This window comes from Candidatus Alistipes pullistercoris, assembly GCF_027665465.1.
Taxonomy (GTDB): Bacteria; Bacteroidota; Bacteroidia; order Bacteroidales; family Rikenellaceae; genus Alistipes_A; species Alistipes_A hominis.
Map to the genome: position 1 here is coordinate 124,923 of NZ_JAQDED010000005.1, position 19,710 is coordinate 144,632.

At 58.4% G+C, this 19,710-nt stretch carries 18 protein-coding genes; 5 read left to right on the forward strand and 13 right to left on the reverse strand.

The window, feature by feature from the left end:
* Positions 1-97: 97 nt before the first annotated feature.
* The 4 genes from PGR91_RS08720 to PGR91_RS08735 all read right to left on the reverse strand — a co-directional run bounded on the left by PGR91_RS08720 (position 98) and on the right by PGR91_RS08735 (position 4,546).
* Entirely contained in the window at positions 98-289 is a 192-nt protein-coding gene (locus PGR91_RS08720) for a hypothetical protein (RefSeq protein ID WP_101572511.1), read from the reverse strand.
* Positions 290-650: 361 nt separating this feature from the next.
* Positions 651-1,922: a competence/damage-inducible protein A gene (locus tag PGR91_RS08725; protein ID WP_101572737.1), complete on the reverse strand. Its 1,272-nt coding sequence runs from the start codon at positions 1,920-1,922 to the stop codon at positions 651-653.
* Positions 1,923-2,303: 381 nt separating this feature from the next.
* Positions 2,304-3,383: a quinone-dependent dihydroorotate dehydrogenase gene (locus PGR91_RS08730; RefSeq protein WP_118655824.1), complete on the reverse strand. Its 1,080-nt coding sequence runs from the start codon at positions 3,381-3,383 to the stop codon at positions 2,304-2,306.
* A 122-nt stretch (positions 3,384-3,505) separates the two neighbouring features.
* Entirely contained in the window at positions 3,506-4,546 is a 1,041-nt protein-coding gene (locus PGR91_RS08735; protein ID WP_055204700.1) for a 4-phosphoerythronate dehydrogenase, read from the reverse strand.
* 417 nt (positions 4,547-4,963) lie between these two features.
* Here PGR91_RS08735 and PGR91_RS08740 point away from each other — a divergent pair, with 417 nt between their 5' ends.
* From PGR91_RS08740 to PGR91_RS08750, 3 genes are all read left to right on the forward strand, one after another.
* The gene (locus PGR91_RS08740; protein WP_118656238.1) at positions 4,964-6,004 is read left to right on the forward strand and encodes an agmatinase family protein; all 1,041 of its coding nucleotides are present in this window, start codon (positions 4,964-4,966) and stop codon (positions 6,002-6,004) included.
* 153 nt (positions 6,005-6,157) lie between these two features.
* Complete coding sequence (gene nhaA / locus PGR91_RS08745; RefSeq protein ID WP_259336713.1) at positions 6,158-7,444, forward strand: Na+/H+ antiporter NhaA; 1,287 nt, start codon at positions 6,158-6,160, stop codon at positions 7,442-7,444.
* Between the two features lie 137 nt (positions 7,445-7,581).
* Positions 7,582-8,277, forward strand: a complete 696-nt coding sequence (locus tag PGR91_RS08750; RefSeq protein ID WP_055204703.1) for an FKBP-type peptidyl-prolyl cis-trans isomerase — start codon at positions 7,582-7,584, stop codon at positions 8,275-8,277.
* 95 nt (positions 8,278-8,372) lie between these two features.
* On the opposite strand, the gene PGR91_RS08755 is transcribed toward PGR91_RS08750, so the two are convergent.
* Complete coding sequence (locus PGR91_RS08755) at positions 8,373-8,669, reverse strand: DUF721 domain-containing protein (RefSeq protein ID WP_101572517.1); 297 nt, start codon at positions 8,667-8,669, stop codon at positions 8,373-8,375.
* Complete coding sequence (gene recF, locus PGR91_RS08760; RefSeq protein ID WP_055204707.1) at positions 8,666-9,766, reverse strand: DNA replication/repair protein RecF; 1,101 nt, start codon at positions 9,764-9,766, stop codon at positions 8,666-8,668. The genes PGR91_RS08755 and recF overlap by 4 nt, the downstream gene beginning before the upstream one ends.
* 211 nt (positions 9,767-9,977) lie before the next feature.
* Here recF and PGR91_RS08765 point away from each other — a divergent pair, with 211 nt between their 5' ends.
* Positions 9,978-10,676 carry a tetratricopeptide repeat protein gene (locus PGR91_RS08765; protein ID WP_118457835.1) on the forward strand — a complete coding sequence of 233 codons (699 nt, stop codon included), beginning with the start codon at positions 9,978-9,980 and terminating at the stop codon, positions 10,674-10,676.
* 78 nt (positions 10,677-10,754) lie between these two features.
* On the forward strand, positions 10,755-11,279 hold the full coding sequence (gene ribH / locus PGR91_RS08770) for a 6,7-dimethyl-8-ribityllumazine synthase (RefSeq protein WP_055204711.1): 525 nt from the start codon (positions 10,755-10,757) through the stop codon (positions 11,277-11,279).
* 15 nt (positions 11,280-11,294) lie between these two features.
* Here ribH and PGR91_RS08775 read toward each other — a convergent pair whose 3' ends face one another.
* From PGR91_RS08775 to metH, 7 genes are all read right to left on the reverse strand, one after another.
* Positions 11,295-11,657: an arsenate reductase family protein gene (locus tag PGR91_RS08775; protein WP_055204713.1), complete on the reverse strand. Its 363-nt coding sequence runs from the start codon at positions 11,655-11,657 to the stop codon at positions 11,295-11,297.
* Between the two features lie 127 nt (positions 11,658-11,784).
* Complete coding sequence (locus tag PGR91_RS08780) at positions 11,785-12,297, reverse strand: ferritin-like domain-containing protein (protein WP_055204716.1); 513 nt, start codon at positions 12,295-12,297, stop codon at positions 11,785-11,787.
* 132 nt (positions 12,298-12,429) lie between these two features.
* Positions 12,430-13,530: a cyclic dehypoxanthinyl futalosine synthase gene (mqnC, locus tag PGR91_RS08785; RefSeq protein WP_118457833.1), complete on the reverse strand. Its 1,101-nt coding sequence runs from the start codon at positions 13,528-13,530 to the stop codon at positions 12,430-12,432.
* Between the two features lie 70 nt (positions 13,531-13,600).
* The gene (locus PGR91_RS08790; protein WP_055204719.1) at positions 13,601-13,771 is read right to left on the reverse strand and encodes a DUF362 domain-containing protein; all 171 of its coding nucleotides are present in this window, start codon (positions 13,769-13,771) and stop codon (positions 13,601-13,603) included.
* 85 nt (positions 13,772-13,856) lie between these two features.
* Positions 13,857-15,038 carry a M20 metallopeptidase family protein gene (locus PGR91_RS08795; protein ID WP_055204722.1) on the reverse strand — a complete coding sequence of 394 codons (1,182 nt, stop codon included), beginning with the start codon at positions 15,036-15,038 and terminating at the stop codon, positions 13,857-13,859.
* 13 nt (positions 15,039-15,051) lie between these two features.
* Positions 15,052-16,014 (reverse strand): methylenetetrahydrofolate reductase, encoded by a 963-nt coding sequence (locus PGR91_RS08800; RefSeq protein WP_101572525.1) that lies wholly within the window; start codon positions 16,012-16,014, stop codon positions 15,052-15,054.
* Positions 16,015-16,042: 28 nt separating this feature from the next.
* Complete coding sequence (gene metH, locus PGR91_RS08805; RefSeq protein ID WP_118655828.1) at positions 16,043-19,702, reverse strand: methionine synthase; 3,660 nt, start codon at positions 19,700-19,702, stop codon at positions 16,043-16,045.
* Positions 19,703-19,710 lie beyond the last annotated feature (8 nt).

Below are 19,710 nucleotides of genomic sequence, written 5' to 3' on the forward strand. Positions count from 1 at the left end.
GGCGCGGATATTTCGTCCGCGCCGTTTTCATATCCGGCTACGCTTTGCATACGCGTTCCGCAAAGGGAATTCTAAATGTGTTTCGCTGTTTCGCAGGCTATTTTATTGCAACGGCATTTGTTTTGCGCCTCTTTTCGAGTTCTTCGTTGCGTTGCATGATTTTTCGGATCTCCCGGTCGAGCCGGGCGGTTTCCTGTTGCAGGGCGAATGTCTGTTCGTGCAGGAATTGATTGTCCTGGGCGATCGGCGTCGCGCAGGGGCCGTGTTTCGGAAAGATCGGTTGGCTCATTGTTCCGGATTTTATTTCACCCGCCTCCCGGTGAAGTGCATAGGAAGACGTGAGGCTGCATGACCGATCCGGTTTGAGATCCTGGGTATCCGGAACGAATAAGCGCATACAGTTCACGCTTTAAGTATGCACGAATGTACGGATACGTCCCGTGTCGAGATCGATCCCGGATACAAAAGATTTCACGCAGGAAAACGGCCGTTTCACATACGGCATACTCCCGGCGTGAGCCCGTGCCTATCGCCCTGTTCCTTTGAAAGTTCCCGATTTTCAGGCCGAAACAATATCACGACGTCTTTCAACGCGTGAGTACTACAACAGCAATGAAATAATCCGAATACACAAGCGGTTACGGGCGGCTTCAGTACCGGATCGTCCACAGTCCGTTTCCCGGAGCGCCGCACAGGCGCAGCCTGAGCAGATTGATCGCGTTCGACGACGCGCGTTCGATGTTCTGGCTCCTCAGCGATCCGAAAACCATCCGGATCGAATACGTCTCATCGGGGCCTGAGACGGCCATCCAGACGGTGCCGACCGGTTTGTCCGGCGTTCCTCCGGTCGGGCCGGCGATGCCGGTCGTCGCGATCCCGTAAGTCGCTCCGGTCGCCTTGCGCACTCCGGCCGCCATCTGTTCGGCCACCGGTCGGCTGACCGCTCCGCAGCGGTTCAGGTCGTCCGCGTTCACGCCGAGCAGGGCCGTCTTGACGTCGTTCGAATAGGCTACGACGCCTCCCCGGAAGTAATCCGACGCTCCGGGCAGCGCCGTAAAGCGGTGGGCGATGTTGCCGCCCGTACACGATTCGGCGGCGGCGACCGTTTCGCCGCGGCCGCGCAGCAACTCGCCGACGGCGCTTTCGAGCGTAGCGTCGCCGTAACCGATGATCCGGTACGGGATCGCTTGGTCCAGCAATGCGAATTGCCGGTCGATTTCCGCCGCGGCCTGCTGTCCGTCTACGTCGTAGGCCGACAGCCGCAGGCGGATATTCATCGCGCTGGGCAGGTAGGCCAGGTGCAGGTAGGCGGGCAGCGCGTTTTCCCAGTCGGCGATCGTTTCGGCGAGGATCGATTCGGCCAGTCCGTAGGTGATCGCCGTTTTGTGTACGATCGCGTCGAATCGGAAATGTTCGTACAGCCGCGGCAGCACTTGCTCGCCGATCAGCGTTTTCATTTCGAACGGGACGCCCGGCAGCGATACGAGCACTTTGCCGTCCCGCTCGAACCACATGCCCGGAGCCGTTCCGCAACGGTTCGGCAGGACGGTGCATCCGTCCGGCACGAGGGCCTGGCCCTGATTCAGTTCGTTGAAGTCGATGTGCCGTACGGCAGTCATCGCGCGCACCTGCTCGTAGACGGCTTCGTTGCGTACCAGTTTCATGCCGAACAACCGGGCCAGCGTATGTTTGGTGATGTCGTCCTTGGTCGGGCCGAGACCGCCGGTGCAGATGACGATATCGGAGTGCGACAACGCTTGCGTGACGGCTTCGGAGATAGGTTCGGCTCGGTCGGATACCGAAGTGATCCGGTGGATTTTGATTCCGGCCGCGTTCAGCTTTTCGCCGATCCATGCCGAGTTGGTGTCGACGATCTGTCCGATCAGAATTTCGTCGCCGATGGTAATGATTTCTGCTTGCATCGTTTCTCTGATCCCGAATCTGGGATTTTTTATGATTATACGGTTTAAAGTCGTTCGGCCGATTCCGGCGGACGTTGTTCGGAACGTTCCCGCCGCCGGCGAAACGTCCGGCAAAGATACGGCTTTATCGGTAAATTCGTTCGGACCGTTGCGGCCGAGACTGCGGATCGGCTGATTTTTTCGATAAATTTCCGGAGTCGCCGGCTGCGGTAAAGGAGCGTCGGGCGGCGTTCCCGGCTCCGCTCCGCCCGGATTTCGCCCGCCGTCGGGTTTCCGGCGGCCGTTTTCGCCCGGCATTTTTTCGAAACCGGTTTCCGGAACGTTCGTCGTAAATCGAAACGTTCCGCCTTTTCGAGCGGAACGTTTCGCATACGGTAGGGATTAGCGTTGTCCGGATTCCGATCGGGTTTCCGTTTTCGTCTTGCTCTCGGCTTCCTGCTTCAGTCGCTTGCAGATACGTTTGACGAATTGCGGACCGTTGTAGATAAAGCCGGTATAGATCTGGATCAGGCTGGCGCCGGCGTTCAGCATCGCTACGGCGTCGTCCTCGGTCATGATGCCGCCCACGCCGATGATCGGGAAGCGACCTTCGGTTTTTTTGTGAATGTAGCGCACCACTTCCAGCGACCGTCGGGTCAGCGGACCTCCGCTGAGTCCGCCGTTGCCGATGGCTGCGACCGTGGCCGGATCGGTTTCGAGTCCGTCGCGGCGGGTTGTCGTGTTTGTCGCGACAATGCCGTCGAGTCCCGTTTCGACCAGCACGTCGATCATGTCGTCGATCTGCGCGTCGGTCAGGTCGGGCGATATTTTCAGCAGGATCGGCCGGTACTGGTTCTGTCCGCGCCTGAAGTCGATCAAACCGCGCAGGATCAGGTTCAGGTTGTTCTTGTCCTGCAGGCTGGTCAGGTTCGCGACGTTCGGGCAGCTGACGTTGATGATGAAATAGTCGACGTATTGGTACAGGTTGCGAAACAGACGCAGGTAGTCCGCCGGAGCGTCTTCGTTGCGCGTCTGCGTGTTTTTGCCGAGGTTGCCGCCGATGATCTGGTGCGGACGGCGGTGGCGCAGGTTGCGGACGGCGTTTTCCATCCCTTGGTTGTTGAAGCCCATCCGGTTGATCAGCGCGTTGTCTTCGGGCAACCGGAACAGGCGCGGGCGCGGATTGCCCGGCTGCGCTTTCGGGGTGACCGTTCCGATCTCGGTGAATCCGAATCCGAGCGAGAGCAGCTCTTTGTACACTTCGGCGTTCTTGTCGAAGCCGGCGGCGATCCCGACCGGATTTTGGAACCGGATGCCGAACACTTCCCGTTCCAACGACGGATGTCTGACGGCGCAGAAAGCTCTCAGCAGCATACGTGAACCGGGAATGTAATGAATCACGCGCAGTGCGGTGACGATGATCCGATGGATGATTTCCGGGGGAATCAGGAACAGGATCGGACGGATGACTTTCTTATACATAATTAATCAGGCGGCCAGAATTTCTGCAAAAGTAGGAATAATTTTTAAAATAACGGGCATTCCGGAAGCAATTCCGGGCAAAAGTACGTCGCCCGCAACATTTTCATTATGAATCGGATCGTTTAGAAGAACTCGGTGCGGTAGTCGTAGTTGTTGCGGATGTTTTCGAATGCGGAAGGCGCACTGCGCAGGCGTTGCGTCTCGGCTTCGATCCGGAAATAGCGCGGCATGGTTTCCCGCATCCGTTCCCATGTGATGTTCGGGTCGGCCCGGCTCGGGGTTACCTGCGGAGGATACCAGCCGTTCAGGGGGAATCCGAAAAATTCGCTGACGGCTCGTACGGCCGCCGCCGTTCCGGCGGCTTTTCCCTGGATCGAGTAGCCGGCGATGTGCGGCGTGGCGAACGTGGCCAGGCTTAGCAACGTCGGGTGGATATCCGGCTCGTTGTTCCAGGTGTCGACGACCGCGTGCGACAGCCGTCCGCTTTGCAGCGCGCCGATCAGCGCCTCGTCGTCGACGATCTTTCCCCGGGACGTGTTGATGAAGATCGCCCCCGGTTTGATCGCTTCGAAAAAGGAGGCCGAAGCCATTCGCAGCGTCGGATAGTTTCCCGTGCGATTCAGCGGAACGTGACAGGTGACGATGTCGGCCTGCGGCAACAGTTCGCCGAGCGGCAGGTAGTCGTCCTGCGGGTTCCGTTCGGCCTTCGGCGGGTCGCAGCGCAGCACTCGGAAGCCGAACAGCTCGCCGTATTCGGCGATCAGCGACCCAACGTTTCCTACGCCTACGACGCCCAGGGTTCTGTCTGCGGGCGACCATTCGTCCCGGACTGCGAGGGCCGCGAGGGCCGCCATGACGTATTGCAGCACCCCGCGCGCGTTGCATCCCTGGGCGGTCGCGATCGCGATGCCGTGCCGGGAGCAGTATTCCGAATCGATGTGGTCGTGGCCGATTGTGGCCGTGGCGATCAATCCGACCGGCGTGCCGCCGAGCAACCGTTCGTCGCAGTGCGTGCGCGTCCGCACGACCAGAGCGTCGGCCCGGGCCGCGTCGCAGTGCGAAATCTCGCTGCCTTTGAGATATTGCACGCGGGCGTAGGGTTCCAGCACGCCTTTGAGAAAGGGAATGTCGCAGTCGGCCAGCACGTAAGGTTTTGCGTTCATCTTCCAGCTTATTGTTTCCGGGGCAAATGTAACAATAACTTTGGAATCGCCGTCCGGATTTTCGCAAAGGCTTGTTTTTACGGCTTGTTCCGGCTCCGGTAGCGACGGAATCCGGCATCGGGCGGACGAATCGTGAAAAAACCCCCGCCGCAGCTACTGCGACGGGGGTTACCCAACTTAATGTATGATTATGAAAAAAACTACCCGATCTCCGTTTCACAACGATAATCGGAAATCTACATTAGTAACGCGGGCGGATTGGCGGATATTGTCCGGATCGTTCTTTTTGTCGGAAGAAAAACGGTAACGGGTTGGATTTCAAAATTCGGAAAAAAGCCTTTTCCCGGAAATCCGGTATTTTTATCTATTTTTGTCCGTGCGGGCCGGTCGTTTGCGGGCCGCTTAATTTCGAAAAACGTGGAGAAAACAGATTTTGATCCGAACGCTCCGGGCGTGAATAACGGGCGCTATTTCGGACTTCCTTTTACGCCGGAGCAGGCTCGACTGGTGCTGATGTCCGTTCCGTGGGACGTGACGACCTCTTACCGCGAGGGGACGGCCGGCGGTCCCGATGCAATCCTGGACGCTTCGTTGCAGGTCGATCTGTACGACCTGCACAATCCGGACGGTTGGCGGCAGGGAATCGGGACGCTGCCGGTCGGCGATACGCTGGAACTGCGCGGTAAAAAATTGCGGGAAGAGGCTCGGCGGGTGATCGAACACTGGGAATCGGGCGGTACGGCCGGAGAATCGGTGCGCCGCCGTATCGCGCGGGTCAACGAAGGTTCCGAAAAACTCAATGCGGAAGTGTACGACGAGGCCTGCCGGTGGCTGGACGCCGGTAAAAAGGTGGGGTTGGTCGGCGGCGACCATAGCGTCCCGCTCGGATTGATCCGCGCGGTGGCCGAGCGTAATCCGGGCGTCGGCGTACTGCATGTCGACGCTCATGCCGACCTGCGCCGGGCTTACGAAGGATTTACCTATTCGCACGCTTCCATTATGTATAATGTGTTGAACGAAGCGGCCGGAGTGTCGGCTCTGGTGCAGGTGGGCGTTCGCGATCTCTGCGACGACGAGGCGCGCCTGGCCTCGGCGGATGCGCGTGTCCGCCTGTTCGACGATTATGCGCTGTCCGCCGCGAAGTTCGGCGGCGAAAGTTGGAATGCCGTGTGCGACCGGATCATCGCCTGCCTGCCCGAAAAGGCGTACGTCAGTTTCGATATCGACGGGCTCGCGCCGGAGTATTGCCCGCATACCGGAACGCCGGTTCCGGGCGGACTGAGTTTCGCCGAAGCGGTTTACCTGCTCGACCGGCTGACCGCTTCGGGTCGCGAGGTGGTCGGGTTCGACCTTTGCGAGGTGGCTCCCGATCCGGCCGGCGACGATGACTGGGACGCCAACGTCGGCGCGCGGATGCTCTATAAACTGTGCAATTTTGCGTTGCGGGGCGGCAAATAGGAGGTTTTGGTATCCTGTTTGCGGTAAGGCTCTGACATTTTGCCGTTTTGCAGCGGCGTTATTTTATCGATTCGACAACGGATTATGACGAGGGCCGTTACTTTCAGACGCAAGCGGAATTTTTTTGTCCGCCACGAAAAGCACCACCGTTTCATGCATAGCCCCTGGGCGGGCGGCGTGATTTTGGTCGCGTTCGCGGTGTTGGCCCTGATTCTGGCCAACATTCCGCAAACCGCCGGGGTCTATCACCACCTGCTTGAGAGCCATCTGACCGTCGGGTTCGACCATTTCCGGCTCAGCAAGCCGCTCGAAGCGTGGATCAACGACGGGTTGATGGTTATTTTCTTTTTCTATGTCGGCTTGGAAATCAAACGCGAGATCATCGCCGGCCAACTTTCCGGGGTGCGCCGCGCCGCGCTTCCGGTGGCGGCGGCGATCGGAGGCATGGCGGTGCCTGCGCTGATTTACGTGCTGATCAACCGGAGCGGCGATTTCCTGTCGGGGTGGGGGATCCCGATGGCAACCGACATCGCATTTGCGATCGGCATCCTGTCGCTACTCGGCAACCGGGTTCCGGTTTCGCTGAAGGTGTTCCTGATGGCGCTGGCCGTAGTCGACGACCTCGGCGGCATCCTGGTAATCGCTGTTTTCTATTCGACCGACATCCAGGTCGGAATGCTCGTGGCGGCGGCCGTCGTGTTCGTCTTCATGATCCTGCTGAAGCGGCTGAATGTTTACAAGATGCGCTATTACCTGATTCTCAGTATCGTGATGTGGATTCTGTTTCTGTATTCGGGGATTCATGCGACGATCGCCGGCGTGCTGATCGCGCTGACGATTCCGTCTACGCCCCGTTTTACGAAACGTTATTTTTCCTACAAGACGCGGTATTACCTGCGTTCGTTCCGCCGACACGACCGCGAAGGAGTGCAGGTGCTGTCGAACCGCAAACAGCTCGAAGACATCGAGATGGTGCGCTTGGTGGCGACCAATGCGATCAGCCCGTCGCAACGGCTGGAATATGCGTTGCACCACGTCGTCTCCTTTTTTATTATGCCCGTTTTTGCGCTGGCCAACGCCGGGGTCGCGATCAGCGGATTCGGCGACTTGCGCGTGCTGTTGGAGCCGCTGGGGATGGGAATCTTTCTCGGATTGGTGGTCGGCAAGCCGCTGGGCGTATTTCTGTTCAGCCGGCTGGTCGTATGGCTGAAATGGGGCGAATTGCCGCAGGGAGCTACCTGGGCCGGGGTTTTCGGCGTTTCGTGCCTGGCCGGGATCGGATTTACGATGTCGATTTTTATCAATAACCTGGCCTTTGCCGATCCGGCGACGGTGAGTAACGGCAAAATCGCGATTCTGGTGGCGTCGCTGGCCGCCGTGATCGTCGGGTTCGTTTTTACCCGCACGATGGTGAAACGGAAGGAAAAACCGGAAGATTGAAAATATTTGCCCGAAAATGCGGCGAAAATGGTGCATTATTCGCTGAATTTGTTTAAGTTTGCGACTCGTATACGGCTACTGAAAACGTGGCACGGTTTTGAAGACGATTCTGATTATTAATTTATAGTTCTAAAAAAATGAAAAAAGTTGTTATTTTAAGCGGTGTGGCCGCCCTTTTCCTCGGCGCCTGCACCTCGACCGGCGGAGGCAGCCTCAAATCGACCGAAGATTCGCTGGCCTATGCTATGGGCCTGGATATGGGCAGCTATATCCAGAACATGGATACGATGTTGGACGCCAACTTGAATCTGGCGGTGATCGCAAAAGCGATGCAGGATGTTGCCAAGAGCGATACTTCCGTGATGAGCAAGGAGGCCGCCTATAACTTTATGCGCGAATACTACACGGTGGTTAAACCCCGTAAAGACAGTATCGCCAGCGCGGAATTCATCGCCGAAGCCGAAAAAGGAAGCAACGTGAAGAAGACCGCTTCGGGCCTGCTGTACGAGATCGTTGAAATGGGTGACGAGAGCGTGAAACCCGATTCGGCTTCGACCGTACGCGTACTCTACAAGATGACCGACCGCAAAGGAAAGGATCTGCAGAATACCTATGACAGCAAGGATACCGCCAACATTACGTTGAAGGGCGTAATCCCGGGTTGGGCCGAAGGTATGCAGTTGGTAGGCAAAGGCGGCAAAATCAAACTGTGGCTGCCGTCCGAACTGGCTTACGGCAAACAGGGCCGCGGTCAGATGATTCCCGCCAACTCGGCATTGTACTATGAAGTCGATCTGATCGACGTGATTCCTGCGGATTCGGCTACGAAATAATTTTTCGCTCCGAGCAGAGAGATCCGGGAAGCGTGTAAACGCTTCCCGGTTTTTTATCGGTTTCTTTGAAAAGGGGCGGCGGTATTTCGCGGCGGCTATTTGACGATGATCGTCGTCAGGATGTCGCTGCCGACGGCCCGGTTGATCGCCTCTTTGAGCGCCGCGCGCTGCATGAAGATCTCGTTGCGGACGACCGACGAACTGAGGTAGACGAACAACCGTCCGCCCGTCTTGATCTCGAGCCGGACGGTATACGATGCGACGATGTCTCCGACCACGCGCGGCCACACGTCCGGAATCCGCGCTTCGGCTATTTTGCGGGCGATCGTCGGCGTGGACGTGAAAAAATCGTTCAGCGCATCGCCTATCCGGATCGGGTCGCGTCTTCTCATGCCGTTCGGATTTCGCCGTCGGTTACGTTGAACAGGGTGTACCGGCATCCGTTGCTGTGCAGTACGTTTTCGAGCCGGACTTTGTTGCAGTCGGTAATGAAGATCTGACCGAAACGTTCGCTGGTCACGATGCGGATCAACTGTTCGACGCGTTGCATGTCGAGCTTGTCGAAGATGTCGTCCAGCAGCAGGATCGGCCGAACCGGACTGTGGCCGGCTATCAGATCGAACTGGGCCAACTTCAGCGCGATGAGAAACGACTTCTGTTGTCCCTGGGAACCGTATTTGCGCAACGTATAGTCGCCGAGGGTCATACGCAGGTCGTCACGGTGCACGCCGCGTGTAGTGTATTGGTTCGCCCGGTCTTGTGGCTGCGCATCGCGCAAGATTTCATCGAACGGCAGTTGGTTCAGTTCCGACCGGTATTTCAGTTTGATTTGTTCTCGGTCGCCGGACAGTGCGGCGTAATATCGCGCTACGTGCGGCGCCAGTTCGTCAATCAGTTGTTTGCGCCTTGCGTTGATATCCGTTCCGAGAGCCGCCATCTGTAGATCGATCACTTCCATTATTTCGGAAAAGTTCGGCGTTTGCTGTGCCTTGAGTAGTTTGTTCCGTTCGGCGAGCAGGTGGTTGTACCGCACCAATGTCGCGAGGTATTTCCGGTCGAGCTGCGAAATGAGACTGTTCATGTACCTGCGCCGCTCCTCGCCCGATTCGTTGATCAGCGCGGTGTCCGACGGGGTGACCATCACCAGCGGGATCAGTCCGAAGTGATCGGACAGCTTTTCGTACTCCTTCCCGCCGCGGCACAACTTTTTCTGAGAATTTTTTTTGTACGAGCAAACGATGTGCTCGCTGCGATCTTCGGACGTCCGGTAAACGCCGTCGATCAAAAATGCGTCCGCACCGTGGCGTATGCACTGCGAATCGGCAAAATTGAATCCGCTTTTACCGACCGACAGGTAATGTACGGCGTCGAGCAGGTTGGTTTTGCCGGTTCCGTTGTCGCCTACCAGGCAGTTGATCTGCGGCGAAAGCTCGATATGGGCTTCCGCAATGTTCTTGAAGTCGATCAGCGACAGTTTGTGGAGGTGCATAAGGTTGTTTTTACGTTCCCAAAGATACTTAATTTTCGGGAATATTCCGCGGCGCGCGGTTTTTTGCTTCCCGGATGCCGACGGGAGGATTTTGCGGGCGTCGCTCCGGAGGCGGGCAAAGATAAAAAAGATGCCGAAATAGTTTTAATTTCCCTAAAAAAGGTTACTTTTGCATTTCGTAAGTATGTAAATTTTAATTTTTGAATCGATTATGGCACAAAACAAACCGCAGGCCGAAAAAGATCCCGAGGTAGCCATCGCATCGGCGATCGGTCGCGTCGAGGCTTTTATCATGCGAAACAGCCGGTCGCTGCTGACCGCTTTGGGAGTCGTTATCATCGTGGTGGGAGGTTTCTTCGGATATAAATACCTGGTCGCCGTTCCGCGGATGGAGAAGGCTTCGGCGATGATGTTCGCCGCCGAGCAGCAGTTCGCCCAGGATTCGTTCAAACTGGCGCTGAACGGGGACGGTAATTTCGCCGGTTTCCTGCAGGTGATCGAAAAATACGGTTCGACCGGAACGGGCAACGTAGCCAGGCATTACGCCGGAATCTGCTACCTGCGCCTGGGACAGTACCAGGAAGCGCTGGACTACCTGACTCAGTACAAAGGCTCGACCGACGACGTGCCGTCCGCTTTGCTGGCCGCGCAGAACTACGGACTGCGGGGCGACGTTTATGTCCAGATGGGCGATTACGCCGAGGCTGCCAAGTCGTATGAAAAAGCCGTCGCCACGAGCAGCGATCCGCTTACGGCGCCTTACTACCTGAAAAAAGCCGGCGAAGTGTACGAAAAGCTCGGCGACAATGCCAAGGCGCTCGCGGCGTACGAGGCGGTCGAGGTCGATTATCCGACCAGCATGGAGGCCCGTGATATTCAGAAATACATCGGGCGAATTCAGCAGCAGTAACCGTTTACGGAATCCATAAACCGAAAGGTTGCTGTGTTGTACGGCAACCTTTTTTGACTTAAACTATAAATAAAAGATATGGCGACGATTCATAAAAATTTGTCGGAAATAGGAACGGAACTGCCCTCGGCGGCGGATATGAGGATCGGCATCGTGGTGTCGGAGTGGAACGAGCAGATCACCGGCGCGTTGCTCGAAGGAGCGGTGCGTACGTTGAAAAACGCCGGGTGCGACGAACAGAATATCGAAGTGAAACGCGTCCCCGGGACGTTCGAACTTTCCCTCGGAGCGCAGTTTTTCGCCGAGTACACCGATGTGGACGGCGTGATCGTGCTGGGCTGCGTGATCCAGGGCGAGACGCGGCATTTCGATTATGTGTGCCAGGGCGTTACGCAGGGCGTTACGCAGTTGATGCTGTCGTGGAACATGCCGGTGGCCTTCGGGGTGCTGACGACTGAGAATTTGCAGCAGGCCATCGACCGTGCCGGTGGAAAGTACGGCAACAAGGGGGACGAAGCCGCCGCTGCGGTCATCAAGATGATCGCTTTGCAGATAGAGATGGAGCCCGAAGAGACCGAAGCCGACCGCAAGAAGATCAACTAATCAGCCTGAAGGTTTTTAGCGTACCGCCAGCCGTTGCCGCCATGCGGTTTCGTCGAAGCCGACCAGCACGAAGTCTGCGGCGACCAACAACGGGCGTTTGACCAGCTTGCCGTCGGAGGCGAGTACGGACAGCAACTCTTCGCGGGTTGCTGTTTCCATTTTTTCTTTCAGGTTCAGTTCCCTGTATTTCAGCCCGCTGGTGTTGAAGAATTTCCGGATCGGCAGTCCGCTGGCGGGAATCCATGCGGAGAGTTCCTGCGCGGTCGGGTTTTGCAGCGTGATGTCGCGCGCTTCGACGTCGATGCCGTTCGCCCGCAGCCATTTGGCGGCTTTGATGCAGGTGCCGCACTTTGGATAGTGAAGAAACAGGTATTTCATGACGTTCCGTTTTTTTGAAGTACGGACAAATTTAGGAAATTTTTCCGGGCCGCGCCGCAGTTTCGGCAACATGAGAGGGAATCCCGCAAATAGCGGGATTCCCTCTTATGTCCGTAACCGGGTTGTTTTATTTCATCATTTTGTCGAGCGTCTTTTTCAGCGAAGTGATGTCGCGCTGGAACGAGATGATGTCTTGCTCGTGTTCCAGTTCGTCTTCGAGGATTTCGACGGCCATTTTGGCGGTTGTATAGTCGATCCCGCTCGTAAAGTCGGCGATGTCCTGGTAGCGCTTGATTGCACAGCGTTCGCCGCGCAGATTCTGTTCGAGAACGGTTTCGATGTACGGGTCGGTCGGCGCTTCGTATTTGCACCGGGCCATTTTCATCCATTGGTCGGGGCTGAGCACGGGCGTGCCGCCGAGCTGGATGATCCGATCGATCAGTTTGACGGCGTGCGACAGTTCTTCGTCGGCATGCTTGAGCATTTCCGATTCGATTTCGCTGCGCATCGGGCCTTCCGTGACGCGCGCGCCTACCCAATATTGGTAGTAGGCCAGCCACTCTTCGCACAGGGCGGCGTTAAGCATTTCGATCAGTTTCTGAACATCGAGGTTTAGCACCTCTGCACTTACCTGTTTCATCGTTTTGCGTTTTAATGATTAATGACGGTTTGGAAACGGTTCGTGCAAATATTGTGCTAAATCGCGGCGGGATTGTCGGAATGTTTCGGAAAAGTCCCGTGTACAGAATAACTTGGCCCGTTCCGGGTGTTCCTATGCGGACGGTTCGTCCCGGAATTCGTATAACTGGTTGCGCAGGCGCGGCACGAAGCCCGCCTCTCGGATCGCCTGCCGGATACCCTGCGCGTCGAAACGATTGTGCGCGCCGGCCGACGAGACGACGTTTTCTTCGATCATGATCGATCCCATATCGTTGGCGCCGCCGTGCAGCGCCATTTGCGCGGTCGCTTTGCCAACCGTCAGCCACGAAGCCTGTATATTGCGGATGTTGTGCAGGACGATGCGGCTGATCGCGATGATCCGTAGGTATTCGAGCGGAACGAACCGGGCGCTTACGCCCTCGCGTTCGAGCTGCGTTCCGCTCGCGCGGAAGATCCACGGGATGAAGGCGATGAATCCGTAGTTTCCGGCCGGACATTCGGCCTGCAGGTCGCGGATTCGGATCAGGTGTTCGATGCGTTGCCGCGGCGTTTCTACGTGCCCGTACATCATCGTCGCCGAGGTCGCCAGGCCGAGGCGGTGCGCGGTGCGCATGACGTCGAGCCATTGGTCGGCGTTCGGTTTGCCGGGCGAGATAGTCCGCCGCACCCCGTTGTCGAGGATTTCGGCTCCGGCTCCGGGCAGCGAGTCGAGTCCCGCGTCGACCAGCCGTCGCAGCGTCGTTTCCGTGTCCAGCCCGCTGATCCGGGCGATGTGGAATACTTCGGGCGCGCCGAGCGCATGCAGTCGGATCTGCGGATAGCGCGTTTTCAGCTCCCGGAACAGGTTTTCGTAAAAATCGATCCCCAGTTTCGGGTGCAGGCCGCCCTGCAACAACAGTTGGTCGCCGCCCAGCGCGAGGGTTTCCTCGATTTTTTGGGCATACTGTTCGATCGTGGTGACGTAGGCCCGTTCGGTCTGGTGCGGCTTGCAGTGAAAATTGCAGAATTTACAACCCGAAATGCAGACGTTCGTGATGTTGACATTGCGGTCGATTTGCCACGTTACCACGTCGCCCGGAACCTGCTTTTGGCGCAGTTCCCATGCGAGTAACGTCAACTCGCCGGTCGGGGCGGTGTCGTACAGCCGCATCGCCTCGCCGGCGGTCAGCGGTTCGAGGGCGAGCGCCTTGCGGTATATTTTTTCGTTGTCCATCGTTTTTTAAATAGGAAAACCGCTTCTCCGAAGAGAAAGCGGTTCTATTTTCCCACGTTGCGTGGCCGTATTATTCCAGCGAAATGGATTCGGTCGGGCAAACGTCGGCGCAGGTACCGCACTCGGTGCAGGACTCGGGATCGATTACATAGACATCCCCTGCGGAGATAGCTCCCACCGGGCATTCGTCGATGCAGGTACCGCAAGCGGTGCATGTGTCTTTACTGATTTTGTAAGCCATTTTCTGTTTGTTTTAAGAGTTCCACGACGCAAATGTATAATTATTCTATATACGAGTCAAGTTAACAACGAATAAATTTGGCGGATTATTGCAGAAACTCCAGGGCGAATACGGCCATCGTGACCACGCCGTAATCCAGCGCTTGTTCGTCCGGGTTGAACGTAGCGGTGTGCAACGCGCCGCCGCATTCGCCGTTTTTACGCGCGGTGCCGAGCCTGAAAAAGAGGCTGGGGTAGCGTTCCGTGTAGGTGCCGAAATCTTCGGCGGTCATCCGCAGGTCGAGCTCTTCGACGTGCTCCTTGCCCCAGAGTTTGGCAGCGATGCTGCGGGCGCGGACGGTCAGCGCCGGATCGTTGACCACGCACGGATATCCTTCCGGGATTTTCACTTCGGCCGTAACGCAATGGGCCGCGGCGACTCCGGCGGCGATCTCGTGAATGCGCCGTTTAGCCTGCGCGCGCCACCGTTCGTCCATCGTGCGCAGCGTCCCGGCGACTTGTACGACCGGCGGAATGACGTTGGTCGCTCCGTTGGCGATGACCCGCCCGATCGACAGCACGGTCGGGATCGTGGCGTTGTTGTTGCGGCTGACCACCTGTTGCAGCGACGTGATCAGCGCGGCGGCGGCTACGACCGGATCGGTCATCGTGTGCGGCAGGGCGCCGTGGCCGCCGGTGCCGTGTACTTCTATCCACAATTCGTCGCTCGAAGCCATGTACTTTCCGCTGCGGAAACCGAGGTTTCCCACTGCCATTTCCGGGGCGACGTGCTCCCCGACGAATGCGACCACCCGGTAATCGCGGAACGGGTCTTCTGCCATGACCATCGACGCGCCTCCGGGGCAAACCTCTTCGCCGGGCTGGAACAGCCCGAACACGGTTCCGGCGATCTCCGATTTGTGCCGGTTCAGCACGAGCAGCGCGCCGAGCAGGCAGGCGGTGTGCATGTCGTGCCCGCAGGCGTGCATCACTCCGTCGTGCCGGGAGGCGCATTCGAGTCCGGTTTCCTCCCAGATCGGCAGCGCGTCCGTGTCGGCCCTGAGCACCACGCAGCGTTGCAGGTCGCCGTGCCCTTCGATGCGCGCCAGGATACCCGTTCCGGCGATCCTGCGGAACAGGATTCCCGCTTCGGTAAGCTGTGCGGCGATGTAATCCGCCGTTTCGTGCTCTTCGAACGACAGCTCCGGCCGGGAGTGGATCGTCCTGCGGACGGTCAATACCTGTTCGGAAACGGCCTTCGCGTGTTTTTTAATCGATTCGTAGTCCATAGGTTCTCGGTTTTTAGAATAACGCGCGGGCGATCTTGACCATGTTGTCGGTCTTTCCCATCGTGTAAAAATGCAGGACGGGAATTCCGGCCGCGATCAGCTCGCGTCCCTGTGCAATGGCCCATTCGACGCCCGCTTCGCGCACTTCGGCGTTGTTGTTACACCGCTTCACCGTTTCGACCAACGCTTCGGGCAGGTCGACATGGAAAATCTGAGGCAGCATCGTGAGCTGGGCTTTCGTCGAGAACGGCTTGATGCCCGGAACGATCGGCACGTCGATTCCGGCCGCGCGGCAGTCGTCGATGAACGACAGGATTTTCGCGCTGTCGAAACTCATCTGCGTGATGATGTACGCGGCGCCGGCGTCTACTTTCTCTTTCAGCCGGCGCAGGTCTTCGGCTTTGTTCGGGGCTTCGGCGTGTTTCTCGGGGTAACCGGCCACGCCGATGCAGAAATTCGTGTTGTGGCACTGTTCGACCTCGCCGTCGATGAAAACGCCTCGGTTCATCCGTTCGATCTGCTCGACCAGCTCCGACGCGTGCAGGTGTCCGTCCGGGTGGTTGCGGAACGTGTGTTCTCCTTTCAGATTGTCTCCGCGGAGCGCCAGCACGTTTTGTATTCCCAGGAAGTCCAGGTCGATCAGGGCGTCTTCGATGTCGTAGCGCGACTGGCCGCCGCAGATCAGGTGCGGGATGACGGTCAGGCCGTACCGCTGCATGATGGCCGCCGAAATGCCGACCGTCCCCGGCCGCCGGCGTACCGTGTGCCGTTCGAGCAGACCGTTTTCTTTTTCGACGTATTTGACGTCCTCGCGGTGGTAGGTGACGCTACAGAAGATCGGGGAGAATTCCATAAGCGGGTCGATCGCTTCGAACGTGCGCTGTGTTCCGTCGCCTTTGAGCGGCGGCAGCAGTTCGAACGAGAAACGGGGTTTGCCTTCCGCGCCGGCTTTTCGTATGATGTCGGTAATGTGCATGAAATAGGTTTTTAATTTCGCTATGGCGCTACCGCAGGTGCTGCGGCATGATTGTTTTCAGTTTTTCCGGATCGACGTTCCTCCTTGCCGCGTAATCGGCGAGTTGTTCGCCGTCTATCTTGTCTATCGAGAAGTTACGGGCCTCCTCGCAGCCGAAGATCAGGCCGCAGGTCGATTCGCCGGGCGTCATCATGTACGATTCGGTCAGCGCGATGCCGGTCGCTTCGGTCACCCGCATCAGCCGGAAGATGTCCTCTTTCATCGAGTGATCCGGGCACGAGGGGTAGCCGAATGCCGGGCGGATACCCCGGTACCGTCCGGCGAACAGCTCTTTCGGCGTGAATGCGTCCGGTTTTTCGTATCCCCACAGTTCGGTGCGCACCCGCCGGTGCAACGTTTCGGCGAAGGCTTCGGCCAGCCGGTCGCCGAGCAACTTGGTCATGATGGCGCGGTAGTCGTCGTTGTCGCGGCGGAAACGTTCGGCCAGTTCGTTCAGACCGATGCCCGCCGTTACGGCGAACGCGCCGACGTAGTCTGCTATTCCGCTGCCTGCCGGAGCGACGAAGTCGGCCAGCGACAGGTTCGTTTCGTCGTCGGGTTGTTGGTTGCGCAACTGCGGCAGCCGCAGGAGTTCCTGCCGCCGGCTGTCGTCTGCGTACAGCACGATGTCGTCGCCGTCGCCGGTCGCCGGGTAAATCCCGACGACGCCGTTGGCCCTCAGCCATTTGTTGTCGATGATTTGCTGCAATAGCTCCTGCGCGTCAGCGAACAGTTTGCGGGCTTCTTCGCCTTTGATCGGGTCGTCCAGCAGGGCGGGGTAGCGTCCGGCCAGTCCCCAGCCGGCGAAAAAGTAACTCCAGTTGATCAGTTTCGCGATTTCGTCCAACGGGTAGTCCGCGAAAACGAAACGTCCCGTGCGCGCGGGCCGCGCGATCCGGCTCGTGTCGATTCTCAGTGCGCGGGCGCGGGCTTCGGCGAGCGTGCGGTAGGTTTTGCCGCTCTCTTTGCGGACGAACTCTTCGCGCAGCCGCTGCTGCTCTGTCCGCAGGTTCCGCAAAAAGTCTTCGCGGTGCGCCGAATTCAGTTCGCCGAGTATCCGCACGTCTTCCGACGCGTCTTTGACGTGGATCACCGGGCCGCTGTACAGCGGGGCCAGTTTGACCGCCGTGTGCATGTCCGACGTGGTGGCGCCGCCGATCAGAATCGGGATCTTCAGGCCCATCTGTTCGACCGAGACGATTACTTTGGCCATCTCCTCGAGCGACGGGGTAATCAGTCCGCTGAGTCCGATCACGTCGGCCTGCCATTTCGAGGCGGCGTCGGCGATCCGTCCCGTCTCGACCATCACGCCGAGGTCTTCGATCTGATAGCCGTTGCAGGCCAGCACCACCGAGACGATGTTTTTGCCGATGTCGTGCACGTCGCCCTTGACCGTCGCCACGACGATCCTCCCGGCCGATGCGGCGCGTCCTTCGCTGCGCTCCTGTTCGATGTAGGGAGTCAGCACCGCGACGGCGCGTTTCATCACGCGGGCGCTCTTGACCACCTGCGGCAGGAACATCTTTCCGCTGCCGAACAATTCGCCGACCCGGTTCATGCCGTTCATCAGCGGCCCTTCGATCACGGCCAGCGCATTGCCCAGCGACCGGTAGGCTTCTTCGGTGTCTTCGTCGATAAAATCGGTGATTCCTTTCAGCATGGCGTGCGCCAGCCGTTCGTCGACACTCCCTTTGCGCCACTGTAGCCGTTGCGTATCGTCGGACACGGTGCCGCTTTTATCCTTGAGTTGCTGTGCGTATGCGGTCAGCCGTTCGGTCGCGTCGGGACGCCGGTTCAGCACGACGTTTTCGCATAGTTCCAGCAATTCGGAAGGAATTTCGCTGTACACCTGCAGCATCGACGGGTTGACGATGCCCATGTCCATCCCTTCGGCGATCGCATGGTACAGGAATACCGAATGCATCGCCTCGCGCACCTTGTTGTTGCCTCGGAACGAGAACGACAGGTTGCTGACCCCGCCGCTGACCTTCGCATACGGACAGTTGGCCTTGATCCAGCCGCAGGCGCGGATGAAGTCGATGCCGTAGCCGTCGTGTTCTTCGATACCGGTGGCTACCGACAGCACGTTGGGATCGAAGATGATGTCTTCGGCCGGGAAGCCGTTTTCGGTCAGCAATTCGTAGGCGCGGCCGGCGACCGCGATTTTCCGTTCGAAAGTATCGGCCTGACCCTGTTCGTCGAACAGCATTACGACGGCCGCCGCTCCGTAACGGCGGATCAGTCCGGCCCGGTGCAGGAACTCCCGCTCGCCTTCTTTCAACGAGATCGAGTTGACTACCGATTTACCCTGCACGCATTTGAGCCCCGTTTCGAGCACTTCCCATTTCGACGAGTCGATCATGACCGGGACCCGTGCGATGTCCGGTTCGGACATCACGAGGTTCAGGAAGTCGCGCATCGCCGTCGGGCCGTCGATCAGCCCGTCGTCCATGCAGATATCGACGATCTGAGCGCCGCCTTCGACTTGCTGCCGCGCTACGGACAGCGCTTCTTCGTATTTTTTTTCACGGATCAAGCCGGCGAATTTGGCCGATCCGGCCACGTTCGTCCGTTCGCCGACGTTGACGAAGTTAGCTTCGGGCGTGATCCGCAGCGTTTCCAGTCCGCTGAGCGTAGTTACGTGCTCCGGTTCCGGGATTGCGCGCGGCGTGTATTTCGATGCGACTTGCGCGATGGCGGCGATGTGTTCCGGCGTCGTGCCGCAGCATCCGCCGACGATGTTCAGCAGGCCTTTGTCCAGGTAGGTTCCGATCGTTGCCGCCATCATTTCGGGCGTTTCGTCGTAACCGCCGAAGCCGTTCGGCAGTCCGGCGTTCGGGTGCGACGATACGGCGCACCCGGCGACCGCCGCCAGCCGTTCGATGTAAGGCAGCATCAGTTCGGCGCCGTAGCCGCAGTTCAGTCCTACCGAAAAAGGATTCGCATGGGCGATCGAAGCGTAGAAAGCCTCGATCGTTTGCCCGGACAGCGTCCGTCCGCTGGCGTCGGTGATGGTTCCGGAGACCATCACCGGAATCCGTCTTCCGCGTTCGGCGAAAGTCTCCTCGATGGCGAACAGCGCGGCTTTCGCGTTCAGCGTGTCGAAGATCGTCTCGATCAGCAGCACGTCCGCTCCGCCGTCCAGCAGACCGCGCACCTGTTCGGCATAGGATGCCCGAAGGTCGTCGAACGTCACCGCCCGGTAACCCGGATTGTTGACGTCCGGCGAGATCGACGCCGTGCGATTGGTCGGGCCGATCGAACCGGCTACGAAGCGCGGTTTCGATGGATTGCGGAGCGTATAGCCGTCGGCGACTTTGCGGGCCAGCGCCGCCGCCGCCCGGTTCATCTCATAAACATACGCCTCGAGCCCGTAATCGGCCATCGATACCGCGCTGGCGTTGAACGTGTCGGTCGAGATGATGTCGGCTCCCGCTTTGAGATAGGCTTCGTGGATTTCGGCGATCACTTGCGGACGGGTCAGCACGAGCAGGTCGTTGCACCCTTTCAGCAGGATTTTCCAATCTGCAAAACGCGTTCCGCGGTAATCCTCTTCGCTCAGGCCGTAGCCCTGTATCATCGTTCCGAGTCCGCCGTCGAGGATCAGGATTCGGCGCGCGCTCTGGTCGTGTATCGAAAATTTCAGCATACGTAAAT